The organism is Paraburkholderia sp. TE9906 (assembly GCF_056279605.1).
The window spans coordinates 69547-88075 of sequence record NZ_JBWCCT010000021.1 but is presented as its reverse complement, the minus strand read 5'-3'; the positions used below and the strand labels follow the sequence as shown (position 1 = coordinate 88075).

Sequence of the window (18529 nt, the reverse complement as noted above, 5' to 3'; positions counted from 1 at the left end):
CCAGCACCCATACGCGTAAACGATCTGGGGGAGACATGACCGATCTGTCCACGCCGCAACGCGCCGGCAGCCACAAGCTGCCCGCCGGTCGCCGCCTGCGGTTTGTCACCGCCGCTGCGTTATTCGACGGTCACGATGCGTCGATCAACATCATGCGGCGCATTCTGCAGGCGAGCGGCGTCGAGGTGATCCACCTCGGCCACAACCGCTCCGTCGATGAAGTCGCCACCGCCGCGCTGCATGAAGACGCCGACGGCGTCGCCGTATCCAGCTACCAGGGCGGCCATGACGAATACTTTCGCTACCTGGTCGATCTGCTGCGCGCGCGCGGCGGCGAGCGCATCAAGGTGTTCGGCGGCGGCGGCGGGGTGATCGTCCCCGAAGAGATCGCCGAGCTCGAGCGTTACGGCGTCGAGAAAATCTATTCGCCGCAGGACGGGCAGCGGCTCGGTCTGCAAGGAATGATCGACGATATGATCGCGCGTTGTGCTGAAGGCGCGCGCGTGGTTATCGCCGCAGGACAGACGCCGGTTGGCGAGTGGCTGGCCGATCTGTCGAACACCGCAGCCACCCACCCCGCCACGTCGCTCACCTTCCGCCGGCTCGCGCAACTCATCAGCGCATTCGAAGCAGGCAGCGTCGACCCTGCCAGCCGCGAACAACTGTCGGCCCTCGCAAAACCCGCCGCGACTCCCATCCTCGGCATCACTGGAACGGGCGGCGCTGGCAAATCGTCGCTCACCGATGAACTGATCCGCCGCTTCCGCCTCGACTACGGCGACGCCCTCACGATCGCCGTGCTCGCGATCGATCCGTCGCGCCGCAAGTCCGGCGGCGCACTGCTGGGCGACCGCATCCGCATGAACGCAATCGGCGACTGGGGCGGCGGCGCGCGCGTCTACATGCGCTCGATGGCGACGCGCGAAGCGTCGAGCGAACTCTCCGACTCGCTGCCCGACGCGCTGATGCTGTGCAAGGCGGCGGGCTTCGATCTGATCGTCGTCGAGACGTCGGGGATCGGGCAGGGCGATGCGGCGATCGTGCCGTTCGTCGACGAATCGCTGTACGTGATGACGCCGGAGTTCGGCGCGGCGAGCCAGTTGGAGAAGATCGACATGCTCGACTTCGCCGGCTTCGTCGCGATCAACAAGTTCGATCGCAAAGGCGCGGCGGACGCATTGCGGGACGTCGCGAAGCAGGTGCAGCGCAATCGCGCCGACTTCGCCACGCCGCCCGACGCGATGCCGGTTTTCGGGACGATCGCCTCGCGCTTCAACGACGACGGCGTGAGCGCGTTGTACAGCCACGTTGCCGAGGCGCTGCACCGGCATGGGTTGCGTTCGGGCGGGGGACGCCTCGCGACGCCCGAGGGCCTGCGCTTTTCGAGCGGCCGCAACGCGATCGTGCCGCCGGCTCGTGTGCGCTATCTGGCCGATATTGCGCAGACAGTCCACGCTTACCGCGCGCGCGCCGACGCGCAAGCGCGCATCGCGCGCGAGCGTTGGCAGCTTGTCGAGGCGCGTCGGATGCTTGGGGAGGCGGGCGAAGGGGCGGGGGCTTGCTCGGCTGCAGGAGCAAAAGCCGATGCGGCCGCAAGAGCAGAATCCGTGACAAGCGCAGCCTCGCGCGCTAGTCCAGCCGCCGGTACCAACGCAAACACAAGCGCCGCCGCAAACGCCGCTGCCGGCACAAGCGCGCAAATCGCCCCCACCGCCCTCGACCCCCTGATCGCCCAACGCACCGCCGCCCTCGGCGAACGCGAGCGCCAACTCCTCGACAGCTGGCCACAAACCGTGGCCGCCTATTCCGGCGCCGAACATATCGTGCGCATTCGCGAGCGCGAAATCCACACCGCGCTTACCGTGACGACGCTCTCCGGCTCCGAAATCCGCAAAGTCGCGCTGCCGAAATTCGTCGATCACGGCGAAATTTTGCGCTGGCTGATGCTCGACAATCTGCCCGGCTATTTTCCCTTCACCGCCGGCGTGTTCCCGTTCCGCCGCGAGAACGAAGACCCGACCCGCATGTTTGCCGGCGAAGGCGATCCGCAGCGCACCAACCGCCGTTTCAAACTGCTCTCCGAAGGCATGCCGGCCAAACGTCTTTCGACCGCCTTCGATTCGGTCACGCTATACGGCGAAGAACCGCACGAACGCCCGGACATCTACGGCAAGGTGGGCAATTCAGGCGTGTCGGTCGCGACCCTCGACGACATGAAGGCGCTGTACGACGGCTTCGACCTATGCGCACCGGAAACCTCGGTGTCGATGACGATCAACGGCCCCGCGCCGACCCTTCTCGCGATGTTCTTCAACGTCGCGATCGATCAGCAGGTCGCGCGCATGGAGCAGCAGCAAGGCCGCCCGCTTACCGACGACGAACTCGCCGCGACCCGTCGCACGGCATTGGAAAACGTGCGCGGCACCGTGCAGGCCGATATCCTGAAGGAAGATCAAGGCCAGAACACCTGCATCTTCTCGACCGAGTTCAGCCTGAAGGTGATGGGCGATATTCAGGCGTATTTCGTCGAGCACGGCGTGCGCAATTTCTATTCGGTGTCGATCTCCGGCTATCACATCGCCGAGGCCGGCGCGAATCCGATTTCGCAACTCGCCTACACGCTGGCCAACGGCTTCACCTATGTCGAGGCCTATCTGGCGCGCGGCATGTCGATCGACGACTTCGCGCCGAATCTGTCGTTCTTCTTTTCAAACGGCATGGACCCCGAGTACACGGTGCTGGGCCGCGTCGCGCGCCGCATCTGGGCGGTCGCGATGCGCGAGCGCTACGGCGCGAACGAACGCAGCCAGAAGCTCAAATATCACGTGCAGACTTCGGGGCGCAGCCTGCACGCGCAGGAGATCGACTTCAACGATATCCGCACCACGCTGCAGGCGCTGATTGCGATCTACGACAACTGCAACTCGCTGCACACGAATGCCTTCGACGAGGCGATCACCACGCCCACCGAAGATTCGGTGCGCCGTGCGGTGGCGATCCAGTTGATCATCAACCGCGAGTGGGGGCTCGCGAAGAACCAGAATCCGAATCAGGGCAGCTTCGTGATCGAGGAGCTGACCGATCTGGTGGAAGAGGCGGTGCTGGCCGAATTCGACCGGCTGACCGAACGCGGCGGCGTGCTCGGCGCGATGGAAACCGGCTATCAGCGCGGGCGCATTCAGGACGAATCGATGCTGTACGAGCATCGCAAGCATGACGGGTCGTATCCGATCGTCGGCGTGAATACGTTCCTGAGCGCGCATCCCCATGAAGCGCCGCAGCCGATCGTACTGGCCCGTTCCACCGATGAGGAAAAACAGAGTCAGCTAAAGCGTCTGCACGCATTCCAGGCGCGGCATCGCGAAGCGGCGCCCGCGGCGCTCGAACGCCTGAAGCGCGCGGTGATCGATGATGAGAATGTGTTCGCCGTGCTGATCGACGTGGTGCGTGTGTGTTCGCTCGGACAAATCACGCATGCGCTGTTCGAGGTGGGCGGGCAGTATCGGCGGAATATGTAGCCGGGTGTTCGCATCGCCTGCGCTGCGCTCGACAGTTTGAAGCGAACCGCAGCAACGGAGCGCGCCGACGCGCTCCGCCAGGCCGCGCCTTAGCGCGACGCTTGCCGCCCGATCCCCAGCCGCGCCTTCGCATCCTCGTATTCACGCGACAAACGCTGCACCAGTTCGCCGACGCTCGGCACATCGTCCATCAGGCCGACGCCCTGGCCCGCGCCCCAGATGTCTTTCCACGCCTTCGCCTTGTCGCTGCCGAAGTTCATCTTGGTCTTGTCCGATTCCGGAAGCGCCTCCGGGTCGAGCCCCGCGTTGACGATGCTTTCGCGAATGTAATTACCGTGCACGCCAGTAAACAGATTCGTGTAGATGATGTCCGACGCCGTGGAGCTGACGATCGCCTGCTTGTAGCTGTCGACCGCATGCGCTTCCTTCGTCGCGATGAAACGCGTCCCCATGTACGCGAGGTCCGCGCCCATCGCCTGCGCGGCGAGAATCGAGCCGCCGTTGGCGATCGAGCCCGACAGCACGATCGGGCCGTCGAAGATGCGCCGCACTTCGCCGACCAGCGCGAACGGCGAGGTCGTGCCCGCATGGCCGCCCGCGCCGGACGCCACCAGAATCAGACCGTCGACGCCCGCTTCCAGCGCCTTTTGCGCGTGGCGCAGATTGATCACATCGTGCAGCACGATGCCGCCGTAGCTATGCACGGCATCGACGATTTCACGCGCGGGCGCGCGCAGGCTCGTGATGAAGATCGGCACCTTGTGTTCGACGCACACGCGCACGTCGTGCTCGAGCCGTGTATTCGACTGATGGACGATCTGATTGACGGCGATCGGCCCGATGATTGCGTCGGGATGGGCCGCCTTATGGTCGGCGAGTTGCGTCTGGATCTGCGTGAGCCATTCGTCGAGCAATTCGGCCGGGCGCGCATTGAGCGCCGGGAACGAGCCGACGATGCCGGCCTTGCATTGGGCCAGCACGAGTTCGGGATAGCTGACGATGAACATCGGCGAAGCGACGACGGGCAGCGCAAGGTTTTGCAGGACGGCGGGCAATGCCATAGTGCGAGTCTCCTGTTTTAGGCGGACCGGTGCGGCGTTGAGCGCCCGGCGTTTGATGAGTTTAGCGGCACATGGCCGGCGGTGTATCGAAGCTGACGCGCGTCACGCTGCGGTGTCAACGGACATGTGTCGGGCCAGGCCACCAGACTATTTAAGAACGATCGTTCGATTATAGGCGAAGCGCGTTGCCCGCGCCCGACAGCTTCGTGCGGAACAGTTGGAAGGAGTCTTCAGGTTCTATGTTTGAGTGGGTTATCCCACCCCGCACGGACACATTGGGCTTCTACAATGCAGTCACTCACAAATCACAAAAGAGAGACGCCATGGCCTTCGAGAATTTCACGCCTTTTCGCGTCGCCGTGGGCGATGTCGATATTTTCGGAGTGAAGGGCGGAGCAGGGCCGCCTCTGCTGTTGCTGCACGGCCATCCGCAGTCGCATCTGATCTGGGCGCGCTGCGCCGCGCAGCTCGCCGAGCACTTCACCGTCATCGCGACCGATCTGCGGGGCTATGGCGCGTCGGGCAAACCGCCGAGCGACGCGGCACACCTGCCGTATTCCAAACGCGCGATGGCCGCCGATCAGGTTGCCGTGATGCGGCACTTCGGGTTCCAGAAATTCCTCGTCTGCGCGCACGATCGCGGCGCGCGCGTCGCGCACCGGATGGCGCTGGATCATGCCGAGGCGGTCGAGCGTCTGATGCTGCTCGACATCGCGCCGACGCTCGCGATGTACGAAGCCACGGACCGCACGTTCGCGACGCTCTATTTCCACTGGTTCTTCCTGATCCAGCCGGAGCCGTTGCCGGAAACGTTGATCGGCGCGAACCCGGCCGCTTATGTCGATGCGGTGATGGGCAGCCGTCACGCGGGTCTCGCACCGTTCGAGCCCGCTGCACTCGACGCTTATCGCGCGGCGCTCTCGCAACCGGGCGCGGTGCACGCGATGTGCGAGGACTACCGCGCGTCGGCGAGCATCGACCTCGAGCACGATCGGGCGGACATCGAGCGGGGTAACAAGATCGGCTGTCCGCTGCGCGTGTTGTGGGGCGACAAGGGGGTGATCGAGAAGTGCTTCGACGCGCTCGCCGAATGGCGTCATGTGGCGCGCGACGTGAGTGGCCGTGCGCTGTCTTGCGGGCATTACATACCCGAGGAAGCGCCGGACGAACTGGTCGCCGAAATGCTGTCCTTCTTCGAAGCGGTCGAGCGGTAGCGTCAAGGTAGGCCGGCTCGCCCAACGTAGCAAGGCCGGCTGCACGCCTCGTTCAACCGAGCGGCGGCAGGCGGCGCGCGATCGGCGTCGACTTGACGATCGCGGTGCTGGTCTCCGCGCGCTCGGTGACTTTCGACAGAATCTCATCGAGCTGCTCGATCGAATGCAGGACCAGGCGGCAGATGAAGCAATCGTCGCCCGTCACCTTGTCGCATTCGACGAACTCCGGAATGCGCCGGAGCACCTCCTCCACCAGATGCAACTGACCGGGTAAGGGCTTCACGCGCACGATTGCCTGCAGCGTGAAGCCGAGCGCGCGTGGATCGATCTGCACCGTGAAGCGCTCGATCACGCCTTGTGCTTCGAGCCGGCGAATGCGTTCGGCCGTACTTGGCGCCGACAGTCCCACGACACGCGCCAGTTCGCTGACCGGCTGGCGGGCGTCCTGCGCGAGCGCGGCAAGGAGCGCCCGGTCGGTGTCGTCGAGCGCGGCGGGTGTGGCAACGGCAAGGCGTTTGCTCATGATGGCCTTCGATTATTAGGTGAACTCCCCGAAAGTCTTAAGTTTAGCCATGTATTCGCGCTGTCGGATTAAATACACTGCTCCTCATGAAAGTATCAATCCGGGGATCGAATCATGGCTTCAAACGAAATTCGCCGCGGGGCCGCGGAGATGACCATGGCGATGCTGATGTCCGGCACCATCGGCTGGCTGGTGGTGTCGTCGCAGCAGAGTCCGTTCAATGTGGTGTTCTTTCGCTGTATTTTCGGCGGCGCGACGCTGGCGCTCGTCTGCGCGGTACTTGGCCTCTTCAGGCGCAAGCTGTTCTCGTGGAAAATGTTCGGCCTCGCGCTGCTCGGCGGCGCGGCCATCGTCGTCAACTGGGTGTTGCTGTTCGCCGCGTATTCACGCGCGTCGATTTCGATGGCGACGGCCGTCTACAACACCCAGCCCTTCATGCTGGTCGCGCTCGGCGCGCTGGTGTTTCGCGAGCGTATCAGCGCGTCGACGCTCGCGTGGCTGGCGGTCGCGTTCATCGGCCTCGTGTTCGTCGTGAAGGTCGAGCCGGCGGTGCTGGCGGTGCCGGGCCAATACCTCGTCGGGGTCGCGTATGCGGTGGGCGCGGCGGCGATGTATGCGGTGTCGTCAATCATCACGAAGCGGCTCAAGGGCACGCCGCCGCATCTGATCGCGTTGATCCAGGTGTCGCTCGGTGTGGTGATGCTCGCGCCGTTCGTGCGCTTCGATGCGCTGCCGACGAGCGGCGCTCAATGGTTCGAACTGGCCGTGCTCGGCGTCGTCAATACCGGCCTCATGTACGTGCTGCTGTATGGCGCGATCCAGAAGCTGCCGATGTCGATGACCGGTGCGTTGTCGTTCATCTATCCGGTGGTGGCGATCATCGTCGATCGGATCGCGTTCGGGCAGACGCTCGCATGGATCCAGGTGCTCGGCGCGGTGCTGATTCTGCTGGCGGCGGCAGGCGTCAATCTTGGCTGGCGTATCGTGCCGCAAAAGCGGCTCTCGTCGACTTGATCGACCTCATGCCGATGCCGGCAGTCGCAATGCTATGGATTCCAGAATAACAGCGAGAGGCGTGATTGTTCGTATGAGCGGATCAATGGCGCGTAAGCCGCGACTACATGGGCTTCGAGGCCGACGTGTAGGCGGTTTAGAGGCAGTGTCAAACTTCTGTAGGGAAATCACCGATGCGGTCAAAAAACCGCGACGCGTATCATTCATAGCGACGCTGATCACGTCCGACAGAATTTCCGCCGCTCGCCTTGACTGTCGAGCGGCTTTCTTTTTGTGGTGACGGTTTTGTCGGCCTTACGCTTGCAGGGGTTTTCTGCACGAGCGTTTGCATCAGCCCTGACGCGCGATGATGCGCGTGCCATCCGTCTCCAGCGAGCCGTTCTTCGCGGCCAATTCCCCGACGATATCCTTCACCAGCGCCGGCCACTCGCTCCTCGGCTTGAGCATCGACGCGGCGGCGCGCATCACGGCCGCGTCGTCGAGCATCTGCAGCAGCTTGTCGACACTCATCGTGCGCACTTCGAGCAGCTTGAATACGATCAGCACCTTCAACGCGTTCCTCGCGTTGCGCGCGGGATCGGCACGCAACCACGCGACCCGCGAAAAAGCGCGTTCAAGCGCCTGTTCGACATTCGTGAACGGCGCGCCGTGGCCGGGGATGACGACGCGCACGTCGAGCCTCGCAATCGCGTCGAGCACGGCCTGTTCCTCGGCAAAACCGCTTTCGCCTTCGAGCTCCGGAAAGATCACCCCAAAGCCGTTTTCCCACAACGCGTCCGCGCTGATCAGGATGCGCTCGTGCGCGCAGTACAACATCAGCGAATGCGGATCGTGACCGGGCGCGCCGAGCACTTGCCAGTCGAGCTCGCCGAGCCGCAGGTGCGAACCGGGCGCGATCGCCTCGGTGAAGGTAAAGCGCTCGCAGGTCTGACCCGTTGCGCGAAAGGTGAGACGCGCTTCGTCCCAGGCGCGCACGGCATCGGCTTCGGAGGCAGGGATCACGGTGCGGCACGGCCACGTCGCCTGCAACAGCGCATTGCCGCCGCAGTGATCCGAATGCAGATGCGTGTTGACGATCAGATCGAGCGGCCGCGCGCCGAGCGCTTGCCGCACCAGCGCGACGGTTTGCGGCGCATGCGTCGCATAGCCGGTATCGACGAGCGCGGCACAGGTCTCGTCGAGCAGCAGCACGTTGTTCGATGACAGCCAGCCGCGTTCGAATACGCGGACCGATTCCGGCAGCGTGATCATGATGCGGGGCTCAGCGCTTGCCCGGACGCTTCGGGCTTCGGCATCACGAGAATGGTCGAATTGCCCACCAGCACCGTCTCGCCGCGCTGATTCACCACCGTGCCGTCCAGATGCGTCAGATCGCCGTTCAGGCTCGGCTTCCAGTAAGCGTCGCGCACGCGCCACCGGATGGTCAGCGTGTCGTGCGCATGCACGGCCTTCTTCAGCTTGATATCGAATTCGAGACCGAGCGGTTGCGCGTAGGTCGAAAAATGCGTCGCCAGCAGCGCCATGAAATGCGCAGTCGGCTGCGTGCCCGACGCGATCAGGCCGCCGAAGCGGCTTTGCGCGGCATAGGCATCGTCGTGATGCAGCGGGTTGAAATCGTTGACGAGCGTGGCGAACGACTTCACCGAATCCGCCGACAACTCAAGCGTCGAACTGAACGTCTCGCCAATCGTGACGATGCGCGGCGCAGTGGTCATCGTTTCGCCCTGATCCGCGTGTTGGTCTGTGCATTGGCCTGGCTCGCCATGAGCCGCGCGTGACGGCCCTCGATCGCGTCCCACACCGCGCGCTTCGCGTCGTCGTCGAATAGCGACCAGCCGGCGATCTCGTCGATGGTGCGCAGGCAACCTTCGCACCAGCCGGTCGACGCATCCATCCTGCACACGTTGATGCAGGGCGACGGCACGGCGCCGTGTTCGTCTTCGTGATCGAGGCTCGCCGTCATTGCGTCAGGCCGTCTCGCGCAGCGCCACGTCCACGACCGGCGCGCCCGTCAGCGCGATCAGTTCCTGCGCCGTCAGATTGAACACCGCATGCGGATGACCCGCGGCGGCCCACAGGCTGTCGAGCGTGAGCAAATCAGCGTCGATCAGCGTGACCGGCTCGGTGGCGTGGCCGATCGGGCAGACACCGCCGATTGCATAGCCGGTTTTCTCGCGGACGAACTTCGCGTCCGCGCGGCCGATCTCGCCGACCTGCGCGGCCACTTTCTTTTCGTCGACGCGATTCGCGCCGCTCGCGACCACCAGCACCGGCGCATCGTCGTCGCGCCGGCGAAACAGGATCGACTTGGCGATCTGCGCGACCGAGCAGCCGAGTCCGGCGGCGGCTTCGGCGGAGGTCTTGCCGGTTTCCGGCAGCATCACGACGCGCCCTGAGTGACCGCGTTCGCGCAGCAACAGCGCGACGCGGCGCGCCGAATCGGGCAGCGCGGTGAGATCGTCGGATTCGAGGGACACTTGGTCAGTCATCGTTTCAGGTCCTGATGGATGGGTGAATGTTGCGAGTGAAGCCACACGCCCTCACACGCAATTAGCCGCTTCGCTGCGCGCCTTCGCCTTCGCGAGCAGCGCCTTGCCGGCGCGCGAGACGTTGGGCTTGCCGATCGACGTCGAAATGAAATCGCCGATCGCCACGACTTGCGCGAGATCGATGCCGGTCTCGATGCCGAGGCCGTTCATCAGATACAGCACGTCTTCGGTCGCGACGTTGCCGGTCGCGCCTTTCGCATACGGGCAGCCGCCGAGCCCCGCCACCGACGCGTGATAGATCTCGATGCCTTCCTGCAACGCCGCGTAAATATTCGCGAGCGCCTGGCCATAGGTGTCGTGGAAGTGCCCCGACAGACGCTCCCGCGGAAACACACGCGTCACCGTTTCGAACACTTCGCGGGTGCGCTTGGGCGTGCCGACACCGATCGTATCGGCGATATCGATCTCGTCGCAGCCGAGCGCCGCGAAGCGTTCGACCACGTCCACCACCGACGCGACCGGCACCTCGCCCTGATACGGACAACCAAGCGCGCACGACACGCTGCCGCGAATCCGCACGCCATGCTCCTTCGCGGCCTGGGCGACCGGCGCGAAACGGTCGATGCTTTCCGCGATGCTGCAATTGATGTTCTTTTGCGAGAACGCCTCGCTCGCGGCGCCGAAGATCACGATCTCGTCGGCACGCGCGGCAAGTGCGCCTTCGAAGCCGCGCAGGTTCGGCGTGAGCACCGAGTAGATCGTGCCCGCGCGGCGCTCGATGCCGGCCATCACGTCGGCGCCGTCGGCCATTTGCGGCACCCATTTCGGCGACACGAACGAGGCCGCCTCGATATTGCGAAAACCCGCCGCCGACAGGCGATTGATCAACTCGACCTTGATCGCGGTGGGCACGAAGTCTTTCTCGTTCTGCAGCCCGTCACGCGGACCGACTTCGACGATTTTCACTTGCTGGGGTAGGGCCATGATCTGTCTCCAGCCGCGCGAGGCGGCGCTTCGTCCATTCAATTCGAAGGTGTCAGTATCCGCGTTCGAGATTCACTACGCCGCTCACGGTGTCGCCGCGCATGAGCGCGCCGATTTTCCGCGCGACCTGCCCGACGCTTTCCTCGCGCAATGTCAGCGCGGACACGTGCGGCGTGATCGTGATGCGCGGTTCCTGCCAGAACGGATGCCCGGCGGGCAACGGTTCTTCGCGGAACACGTCGAGCGTGGCGGCGGCGAGCTGGCCGCTTGCGAGCGCGTCGAGCAGATCCGCTTCGACCAGATGGCCGCCGCGCGCGACGTTGATCAGATACGCGCCGCGCGCGAGCTTCGCGAAGGTTCGCGCGTTCAGCACGTCGCGTGTCTCCGGCGTATGCGGCAGCAGATTCACCAGCACCTTGACGCCGTCGAGAAACGCGTCGAACTGTGCTTCGCCCGCGAACGTCGCGATGCCGTCGAGCGTCCGCGCGCTGCGGCTGTAGCCGCGCACCGGCATGCCGAACGCGGCGAGCGTTTGCGCCACGTGCGCGCCGAGCACACCGAGTCCGAGCACGCCGACCGTGAAGGTCTCGCGCGGATGCGGATCGAGCACGGTCCAGCGGCGTTCGTTTTGCAGCGCTTGATATTCATCGAAGCGGCGCAGATAGCGCAGCACCGCGTGCGTCACGTACTCGGCCATTTGCGGCGCCATGCCGGTGTCTTCGAGGCGGATCAGCTGGGCGCTGCGCGGCAGCGTGCCGGGATGCTCGTGTTCGAGCGCGAGGATGGCATCGACACCCGCGCCGAGATTGAAAATGGCGCGCAGGTGGTCGCGGCCAGCCAGCATCTCACGTGGCGGACGCCAGACGACCGCGAAATCGGCCGGCGCGGTGTCGCCCGGCTGCCATTCGCGCAACTCGGCCTCGGGCAGCGCGTGGGCAAAGTCGTGCAACCACGCGGCGGCATCGGCATGCGGCATGTAGAAGAGGATCTTCATATGGTCCGCCAGGCGCCTGCGTGGTCGGGTCCGGTGACGGCAATGCCACGGTGCGACGGCTGCGGCGCTTCCGACGACGCTTGCTGCATGGGGCCTCCTCCCTTTATGGATAGACCTCATTCTACTTTTTCGACGCGGATCGCGCGCGTTTGCGCACGGCCGTGCCGCTTCGTTTGCGTGCGCTTGCCGGGGCGGCCCGCATGGACCCGAGCATTTGCGCCATAACCAAAGCACAAAAACTTGGTTCGCCCGCCCGGCCCCCAGCGCGAGAATGACTCCCCGGATTCCCGCAGCGAGGCACACCTATGCTTTCATGCATCAGATCGACATGGCCGCCGCGTCTCGTCACCGTTCCCGGCCTGCACGGCAGCGAGGGCGCGCATTGGCAAACATGGCTGGAGCGGCAATTCGCGCGCTCGTTGCGCGTGGAGCAGGCCGACTGGGATGCGCCGGACATCGCGCAGTGGTCGAAGTCGCTGCGCGATCTGCTCGCGCGTGAACGCGGCCCGTTCGTGCTGGCCGCGCACAGCTTCGGCTGCCTCGCGACCGCGCATGCGCTGCAGCAGGCGTCGTATGCGAACGACGTCGTCGGCGTGTTGTTCGTGGCGCCCGCGAGTCCGCAGAAGTTCGCCTTCGCGGGAGCGTTCGACGCGCGCCGTCTCGGTGTGCCGTCCATCCTGATCGGCAGCGAAACCGATCCGTGGATGCCGCTCGCCGGCGCGCGCGATCTCGCGCAGCGCTTCGGCAGCGCGTTCGTCAATCTCGGCGACGCAGGGCATATCAACACCGCCGCCGGTTTCGGCCCGTGGCCGCGCGCCAAATATTTCGTGGATACGCTCGTGCATTGCGCGGCACCGCTGCGCTTTCGCGAAGAGGCGTTCGAAGCGGCGCAGCATGCGTTCGTGTGAACCGGTGGCCCAGTAGCCACGGCACGCGGCGACGCGCCAAAGCAGCGCGCCATCGGCCAGGTAAGCGATCCGTTAGAATCCCGCTTCACGCCGCACGCTCGTGTGGCCACGGAATTTCATCATCGATAAGCGGGGACAAGCATGGCAGGCAAGACGGGGATATCGCGCTGGCTCGCAGCCGGCGCGACGGCGATCACGCTCGCGCTGGGCACCGTGCCGGCGGCGCACGCGGATACATCGCTGCTCAACGTGTCGTACGACGTGACGCGCGAGTTGTACAAGGACATCAACGCGGGCTTCATCGCCGCGTACAAGCAGAAGAGCGGCACGACCGTGTCGATCCGCCAGTCGCATGGCGCGTCGAGCGCGCAGGCGCTGTCGGTGCTGCAAGGCTTGCAGGCCGACGTCGTGACGATGAACCAGCCCAATGACATCGACCTGCTCGCGGAGAAGGGCCAGCTGGTGCCGGCCAACTGGCGCGCGCGCCTGCCGGACGACAGCGCGCCGTACACCACGACGATGGTGTTCCTCGTGCGCAAGGGCAACCCGAAGCACATCAAGGACTGGGACGATCTCGCGAAGCCCGGCGTGCAGGTGGTGATCGCCAATCCGAAGACGTCGGGCAACGGGCGCTATGCGTATCTGGCCGCGTGGGGGTATCGCAAGCAGCACGGCGGCACCGACGCGCAGGCGCTCGATTTCGTGAAGGCGATCTTCAGGAACGTGCCGGTGCTCGACACCGGCGGCCGCGGTGCGACGACCACGTTCACCCAGCGCGACATCGGCGACGTGCTGGTGACGTTCGAAAACGAAGTGTCGTTGATCAGCTCGGGGGTGGGCGACGGCAAGTTCGAAGCGGTGTATCCGTCGGTGAGTCTGCTGGCGGCGCCGCCGGTGTCGATCGTCGACAAGGTGGTCGACAAGCGCGGCACGCGTAAGGAGGCGCAGGCATATCTCGACTATCTGTGGTCGCCGGCCGCGCAGGAGATCATCGCGCAGCATCATCTGCGTCCGCGCGACAAGAACGTGCTGGCGAGGCATGCGGCCGAGTTCAAGCCGATCAGGACGTTCACGGTGGAAGAGATGTTCGGTAGCTGGCAGAAAGCGCAGCAAACCCATTTCTCCGACGGCGGGACGTTCGATCAGATCATCGTCGACCGGAAGTGATGCTCTGACTCGAAGTTGAAAAGCCGCCTGTTGTGCAACAGGCGGCTTTTTTCATGTGCGTGCACGTCATTGCGCACGCCGCATCTCACACTTTCAGTTCGGCGCGCTGTGCTTATCGCAGCCATGCTCGCAGTCGCTCTGATCCAGCGGCATCTGCTGCGCGGCCTCGGCGCGAATGCCCAGGCGCGCCAGCAGCTTGCGGTCCGCTTCCGCTTGCGGATTGCTCGTGGTGAGCAACTGGTCGCCGTAGAAAATCGAATTCGCGCCGGCGAGGAAGCACATCGCCTGCAACGCTTCGTCCATCTGCTCACGCCCGGCCGACAGACGCACCATCGCCTTCGGCATCGTGATGCGCGCAATCGCGATCGTGCGCACGAATTCGAACGGATCGATCGCTTCGGTGCCGGTCAGCGGCGTGCCTTCCACCTGAACCAGGTTATTGATGGGCACCGACTCCGGATACGGTTCCATGTTCGCCAGTTGCGCGATCAGCCCCGCGCGTTCGCGGCGCGATTCGCCCAGCCCGACGATGCCGCCGCAGCACACGTTGATGCCCGCGTCACGCACGCGTTCGAGCGTGTCGAGTCGATCCTGGTACGTGCGCGTCGAAATGATCTGGCCGTAGAACTCCGGCGAAGTGTCGAGATTGTGGTTGTAGTAGTCGAGGCCCGCTTCGCGCAGCGCCCGCGCCTGATGCGTTTCGAGCATGCCGAGCGTCACGCAGGTTTCGAGGCCCATCGCCTTCACGCCGCGAATCATGTCCTTGATCGGTTCGAGATGACGGTCCTTCGGATTGCGCCACGCCGCGCCCATGCAGAAGCGCGTCGCGCCGTTCTCTTTCGCGACCTTGGCGGCGGCGAGCACTTCGTCGACCGGCATCAGCTTGTCGGCTGCAAGGCCCGTGTCGTGATGCACCGACTGCGGACAGTACGCGCAATCTTCCTCGCAGCCGCCGGTCTTGATCGACAGCAGCGTCGACAGTTGCACGGTGTTCGCGTCGAAATGCTCGCGATGCGTTTGTTGCGCGCGGAACATCAGGTCGTTGAACGGCAGTTCGTACAGCGCGACGATGTCGGCGACGCGCCAGCGCGCGAGTTGCTTGCCGGCGGTCGGGGCGGCGTTGGCGTTGGCGGCGGCCGCGTCGGCTTGCGTCGGAGTGATGTTCAGTTGCGTCATGGGGTCGATCCTCATGGATGGATAGATGGGGTGTGGTTCAGCGCTGCGCGTGGCGCAGCGTCTGCAAAAGCCGGTCGATGTCGAGTTGATCCGCCGCGAGTTCGGGCGCGGCCGGATTCAGATGCGGCACGATGCCGAGCAGCGGCGCGTCGTAGGCGCGCGCGAGATGCTCGCGGATCGACGCGATATTTTCGTCGGGGAACGTCATGTCGGGATCGACGCGATTGGCGACCCAGCCGGCGAGCGTGAGTCCGCGCGCGGCGATCGCTTCGGCGCTCAGCAGTGCATGGCTGATGCAGCCGAGGCGCATGCCGACCACCAGCACGACCGGCAGCTTCAGCGCGACGGCGAGATCGGCGGTGTCCTGGGCGGCGGTCAACGGCACGCGAAAGCCGCCGACACCTTCCACGACGACGATCTCCGCGCGCTGCGCGGCCTGTGCATGGCACGCGACTATGTGATCGAGATCGAGCGTGACGTTTTCCAGCGCGGCCGCGATGTGCGGCGCGGCCGGTTCCTTCAGCAGATACGGCGTGCGCAGCTCGGGCGGCAGCAGCACGTTCGACGCGGCGTCGAGCTGATCCGCGTCTTCGTTATGCAGCACGCCGTGCAGTTCGAATGCGCCCGCGGCGATCGGCTTCATCGCGGCGGCTTGCAGGCCTTCGCGAACGAAGCCGTGCAACAGCGCCGAAGAAACGAAGGTCTTGCCGATTTCCGTATCGGTGCCGGTGACGAAGAACGACAGTGCAGGCCTGATGGTGTTTACGTCGCCGCTCATGCCGCTTGCGCTCCGAGTTGTTGCAGGCCCGCTTCGAGTCGGTCGAGATCGGCGTGCGAGTGCGCGGCCGACAGCGAAATGCGCAACCGCGACGTGCCGGCGGGCACGGTCGGCGGACGGATCGCCGGCACCCACAGGCCCGCGCGATCGAGCGTGGCCGCGATGTCGAGCGTGGCGTCGTTCGCACCGATGATGAGCGGCTGCACGGCCGTATGCGAATCGACCGGCAGCCACGGCGTCGCTTTGAGCATCACTCGCGTGCGTTCGATCAATTGCTGAAGATGCGCGCGGCGCGCATCGCCTTCATCGCCGCCGATGATGCGCAGGCTCGCCGACACCGCATGCGCGGCAGCCGGCACCGACGCCGTCGTGAAGATGTACGGACGCGCACGCTGCACGAGCCATTCGATCACGGTCGCATGCGCCGTGACGAACGCGCCCGAGACGCCGGCGGCCTTGCCGAGCGTGCCGATCGAAATCAGATTCGGCGAGCGCAGCGCGGCTTGCGCGATGGCGCCGCGGCCTTGCGGACCGAGCACGCCGAAGCCATGCGCGTCGTCGACGATCAGCCACGCGCCGTGCCGCTCCGCGAGTTCGAGCAGGCGCGGCAAGGGCGCGATATCGCCGTCCATGCTGAACACGGTATCGGAGACGATCACCTTCACGTCCGCCTCCGACGCGTCGAGCATCGCGCTCAGCGCGTCCATGTCGCAGTGTGGATAGATCTGCACGTCGGCGCGTGACAGGCGCGCGCCGTCGATTAGCGACGCGTGGTTCAGCGCGTCGGAGAACAGCGTCGTGCCGCGGCCCGCGAGCGCGGTGAGCGTCGCGAGATTCGCCATGTAGCCTGTGCTGAAGTAGAGCGAGCGCGCGTTATCGACGAAGCCGCCGGTGAATGCCGCGAGATCGTCTTCGAGCTGCGCATGCGCGCGCGAGTGGCCGCCGAGCAGATGCGAGCCGCCGCTGCCCGCACCATACAGACGCGCGCCTTCGGCGATCGCCTCGATCAGTTGCGGATGCGCGGCGAGGCCGAGATAGTCGTTGCTGGCGAAGCCGATCATCGCGCGGCCGTCGACCGTCATGTGCGCGGCGCACGGCGTGTCGGCGGTGCGGCGGCGGCGGCGCAGACCGCGTTCGTCGAGTTCCTTGAGCCCTTCGGTGAGGGTGTCGAGCAAATGCATCAGCGGACCTCCGCGAGCGTGGCGTCGAAGGTTTCGCGTGTGCGCGAGGCAAGCAGCGCGAGTTCTTCGTCGTCGAGGATGTAAGGGGGCATCAGATACACGGTGGTCCCGATCGGGCGCAGCAGCAGTTCGCGCTGCAACGCGTTTTCGAAGAAGCGGCGCGAAAACGTTTTGGCATGCAGAACATCGTCGATCACCGCGTCGAACGCGAAGATCGTGCCGCACTGGCGCAGGTTGCGGACCTGCTCATGCGCGGCGAGCGGTGCGAGCGCGGCTTTCAGCGTCGCGGACTTGAGAGCGTTGGCGGCGAGCACGTCGTCGCTCGCGAACAGATCGAGCGTGGCGAGCGCCGCGCGGCACGCGAGCGGATTGCCGGTGTACGAATGCGAGTGCAGGAAGCCGCGCGCGGTGTCGTCGTGATAAAAGGCCGCGAAGATTTCATCGCGCGACAGCACGATCGACAGCGGCAGGTAACCGCCGCTGATGCCTTTGGATAGACACAGAAAGTCCGGCCAGATACCGGCTTGCTCGCACGCGAAGAAAGTGCCGGTGCGGCCGCAACCGACGGCAATTTCATCGGCGATCAGATGCACGTCGTACTGATCGCATAACGCGCGCAGGCCGGCGAGATACGACGCGTCATGCATCGCCATGCCGGCCGCGCATTGCACGAGCGGCTCGACGATCAGCGCGGCGATGCGGGTGGAGCGCGCTTCGAACAGCGAGCGGACGTGATCGAGCGCGCGGCGCGCGACGTCGGCGGCGCTTTCGCCGGGCTGCGCGAGGCGCGCATCGGGCGAGGCCACGACGTGCGCGTGCCGGATCAACGGATCGTAGGCGTCCTTGAACAGCGCGACATCGGTGACGCCGAGCGCGCCGATGGTTTCACCGTGATAGCTGTTGGCAACGCAGACGAATTCCTGCTTGTCGGCGAAGCCTCGATTGCGCCACGTGTGAAAGCTCATCTTCAACGCGATTTCGACGGCCGATGCGCCGTCCGAGGCGAAGAACGCGTGGCCGAGCGTGTTGCCGGTGAGTGCGCCGAGGCGCTCCGCGAGTTCGATGGCCGGCTCGTGTGTGCAGCCGGCGAGCATGGCGTGTTCGAGCGTATCGAGCTGGTCTTTGAGCGCGGCGTTGATGCGCGGGTTCGCGTGGCCGAACAGGTTGACCCACCAGGAGCTGATCGCGTCGAGATAGCGATGGCCGGCGCGATCGTAGAGCCACGCGCCTTGACCGCGCGCGACGGGCACGAGCGGCAGGCGTTCGTGGTGCTTCATCTGGGTGCAGGGGTGCCATACGGCACGCAGGCTGCGGGCGACCCAGTCTTCAGGGGCGACGGGCGATGGGGCTGATTTTTCCAAAACGGTACTCCGAGGTGCTTTTCTTGCGCGCTGCGCGGGGTGGCTTTCAAGGGCCATTTCAGGCGTGCCGTGCGCCATTTTTCTGGCGCTGCGCACGGCCTTGGCGAGCGTGCGGGGTCGAGATTAGCGGTTTATTTCGTGCTGTGCACTAGCGGCAAAAT

Annotated in this window: 17 protein-coding genes; 5 read left to right on the top strand and 12 right to left on the bottom strand. The window is 65.2% G+C overall.

The features are described from left to right. Positions 1-35: 35 nt before the first annotated feature. On the top strand, positions 36-3518 hold the full coding sequence (locus ACZ9H4_RS34460) for a methylmalonyl-CoA mutase family protein (protein ID WP_476122639.1): 3483 nt from the start codon (positions 36-38) through the stop codon (positions 3516-3518). Positions 3519-3607: 89 nt separating this feature from the next. Here the strand turns inward: ACZ9H4_RS34460 and ACZ9H4_RS34455 are convergent, their stop codons facing one another. Continuing rightward, positions 3608-4579 (bottom strand): NAD(P)H-dependent flavin oxidoreductase, encoded by a 972-nt coding sequence (locus ACZ9H4_RS34455; RefSeq protein WP_408156603.1) that lies wholly within the window; start codon positions 4577-4579, stop codon positions 3608-3610. Between the two features lie 323 nt (positions 4580-4902). Between ACZ9H4_RS34455 and ACZ9H4_RS34450 the strand changes: the two genes are divergently transcribed. Then, complete coding sequence (locus ACZ9H4_RS34450; protein ID WP_408156605.1) at positions 4903-5793, top strand: alpha/beta fold hydrolase; 891 nt, start codon at positions 4903-4905, stop codon at positions 5791-5793. A 52-nt stretch (positions 5794-5845) separates the two neighbouring features. Here the strand turns inward: ACZ9H4_RS34450 and ACZ9H4_RS34445 are convergent, their stop codons facing one another. Further along, positions 5846-6316 (bottom strand): Lrp/AsnC family transcriptional regulator, encoded by a 471-nt coding sequence (locus ACZ9H4_RS34445; protein WP_408149233.1) that lies wholly within the window; start codon positions 6314-6316, stop codon positions 5846-5848. A gap of 114 nt (positions 6317-6430) precedes the next feature. Here ACZ9H4_RS34445 and ACZ9H4_RS34440 point away from each other — a divergent pair, with 114 nt between their 5' ends. After that, entirely contained in the window at positions 6431-7330 is a 900-nt protein-coding gene (locus tag ACZ9H4_RS34440) for a DMT family transporter (RefSeq protein WP_476122611.1), read from the top strand. Positions 7331-7660: 330 nt separating this feature from the next. Here ACZ9H4_RS34440 and ACZ9H4_RS34435 read toward each other — a convergent pair whose 3' ends face one another. Genes ACZ9H4_RS34435 through ACZ9H4_RS34410 form a run of 6 tightly spaced genes read right to left on the bottom strand, consistent with a single transcriptional unit; the run spans position 7661 to position 11797 of the window. Continuing rightward, positions 7661-8581 (bottom strand): MBL fold metallo-hydrolase, encoded by a 921-nt coding sequence (locus ACZ9H4_RS34435; protein WP_476122609.1) that lies wholly within the window; start codon positions 8579-8581, stop codon positions 7661-7663. Beyond that, positions 8578-9045 (bottom strand): MaoC family dehydratase, encoded by a 468-nt coding sequence (locus ACZ9H4_RS34430; protein WP_408323095.1) that lies wholly within the window; start codon positions 9043-9045, stop codon positions 8578-8580. The genes ACZ9H4_RS34435 and ACZ9H4_RS34430 overlap by 4 nt, the downstream gene beginning before the upstream one ends. Further along, a complete protein-coding gene (locus ACZ9H4_RS34425) occupies positions 9042-9293 on the bottom strand; it encodes a DUF1289 domain-containing protein (protein ID WP_476122607.1) in 252 nt (83 codons plus the stop codon). The genes ACZ9H4_RS34430 and ACZ9H4_RS34425 overlap by 4 nt, the downstream gene beginning before the upstream one ends. Positions 9294-9297: 4 nt before the next feature. After that, a complete protein-coding gene (locus tag ACZ9H4_RS34420) occupies positions 9298-9819 on the bottom strand; it encodes a YbaK/EbsC family protein (protein WP_408149243.1) in 522 nt (173 codons plus the stop codon). A 51-nt stretch (positions 9820-9870) separates the two neighbouring features. Further along, a complete protein-coding gene (locus tag ACZ9H4_RS34415; protein WP_408323093.1) occupies positions 9871-10803 on the bottom strand; it encodes a hydroxymethylglutaryl-CoA lyase in 933 nt (310 codons plus the stop codon). Positions 10804-10855: 52 nt separating this feature from the next. Beyond that, entirely contained in the window at positions 10856-11797 is a 942-nt protein-coding gene (locus tag ACZ9H4_RS34410) for a 2-hydroxyacid dehydrogenase (RefSeq protein ID WP_408156622.1), read from the bottom strand. A gap of 305 nt (positions 11798-12102) precedes the next feature. Between ACZ9H4_RS34410 and ACZ9H4_RS34405 the strand changes: the two genes are divergently transcribed. Continuing rightward, complete coding sequence (locus ACZ9H4_RS34405) at positions 12103-12705, top strand: RBBP9/YdeN family alpha/beta hydrolase (protein ID WP_476122604.1); 603 nt, start codon at positions 12103-12105, stop codon at positions 12703-12705. A gap of 141 nt (positions 12706-12846) precedes the next feature. After that, positions 12847-13872 carry a sulfate ABC transporter substrate-binding protein gene (locus ACZ9H4_RS34400; RefSeq protein ID WP_476122602.1) on the top strand — a complete coding sequence of 342 codons (1026 nt, stop codon included), beginning with the start codon at positions 12847-12849 and terminating at the stop codon, positions 13870-13872. Positions 13873-13965: 93 nt separating this feature from the next. Here the strand turns inward: ACZ9H4_RS34400 and bioB are convergent, their stop codons facing one another. From bioB to bioA, 4 genes are read right to left on the bottom strand one after another with little or no spacing between them, the layout of a single operon-like run. After that, a complete protein-coding gene (gene bioB / locus ACZ9H4_RS34395) occupies positions 13966-15048 on the bottom strand; it encodes a biotin synthase BioB (RefSeq protein ID WP_408323090.1) in 1083 nt (360 codons plus the stop codon). A gap of 37 nt (positions 15049-15085) precedes the next feature. Then, complete coding sequence (gene bioD, locus ACZ9H4_RS34390) at positions 15086-15826, bottom strand: dethiobiotin synthase (protein ID WP_476122600.1); 741 nt, start codon at positions 15824-15826, stop codon at positions 15086-15088. After that, positions 15823-17007, bottom strand: a complete 1185-nt coding sequence (gene bioF, locus ACZ9H4_RS34385; protein WP_408149257.1) for an 8-amino-7-oxononanoate synthase — start codon at positions 17005-17007, stop codon at positions 15823-15825. Before bioF ends, bioD begins: the two co-directional genes overlap by 4 nt. Beyond that, positions 17007-18368: an adenosylmethionine--8-amino-7-oxononanoate transaminase gene (gene bioA / locus ACZ9H4_RS34380; RefSeq protein WP_476122598.1), complete on the bottom strand. Its 1362-nt coding sequence runs from the start codon at positions 18366-18368 to the stop codon at positions 17007-17009. The genes bioF and bioA overlap by 1 nt, the downstream gene beginning before the upstream one ends. Positions 18369-18529: the final 161 nt, after the last annotated feature.

Coding starts and splice junctions, on each gene's coding strand:
- ACZ9H4_RS34460 (WP_476122639.1), top strand. CDS start 36: ATGACCGATCTGTCCACGCCGCAACGCGCCGGCAGCCACAAGCTGCCC.
- ACZ9H4_RS34455 (WP_408156603.1), bottom strand. CDS start 4,579: ATGGCATTGCCCGCCGTCCTGCAAAACCTTGCGCTGCCCGTCGTCGCT.
- ACZ9H4_RS34450 (WP_408156605.1), top strand. CDS start 4,903: ATGGCCTTCGAGAATTTCACGCCTTTTCGCGTCGCCGTGGGCGATGTC.
- ACZ9H4_RS34445 (WP_408149233.1), bottom strand. CDS start 6,316: ATGAGCAAACGCCTTGCCGTTGCCACACCCGCCGCGCTCGACGACACC.
- ACZ9H4_RS34440 (WP_476122611.1), top strand. CDS start 6,431: ATGGCTTCAAACGAAATTCGCCGCGGGGCCGCGGAGATGACCATGGCG.
- ACZ9H4_RS34435 (WP_476122609.1), bottom strand. CDS start 8,581: ATGATCACGCTGCCGGAATCGGTCCGCGTATTCGAACGCGGCTGGCTG.
- ACZ9H4_RS34430 (WP_408323095.1), bottom strand. CDS start 9,045: ATGACCACTGCGCCGCGCATCGTCACGATTGGCGAGACGTTCAGTTCG.
- ACZ9H4_RS34425 (WP_476122607.1), bottom strand. CDS start 9,293: ATGACGGCGAGCCTCGATCACGAAGACGAACACGGCGCCGTGCCGTCG.
- ACZ9H4_RS34420 (WP_408149243.1), bottom strand. CDS start 9,819: ATGACTGACCAAGTGTCCCTCGAATCCGACGATCTCACCGCGCTGCCC.
- ACZ9H4_RS34415 (WP_408323093.1), bottom strand. CDS start 10,803: ATGGCCCTACCCCAGCAAGTGAAAATCGTCGAAGTCGGTCCGCGTGAC.
- ACZ9H4_RS34410 (WP_408156622.1), bottom strand. CDS start 11,797: ATGAAGATCCTCTTCTACATGCCGCATGCCGATGCCGCCGCGTGGTTG.
- ACZ9H4_RS34405 (WP_476122604.1), top strand. CDS start 12,103: ATGCTTTCATGCATCAGATCGACATGGCCGCCGCGTCTCGTCACCGTT.
- ACZ9H4_RS34400 (WP_476122602.1), top strand. CDS start 12,847: ATGGCAGGCAAGACGGGGATATCGCGCTGGCTCGCAGCCGGCGCGACG.
- bioB (WP_408323090.1), bottom strand. CDS start 15,048: ATGACGCAACTGAACATCACTCCGACGCAAGCCGACGCGGCCGCCGCC.
- bioD (WP_476122600.1), bottom strand. CDS start 15,826: ATGAGCGGCGACGTAAACACCATCAGGCCTGCACTGTCGTTCTTCGTC.
- bioF (WP_408149257.1), bottom strand. CDS start 17,007: ATGCATTTGCTCGACACCCTCACCGAAGGGCTCAAGGAACTCGACGAA.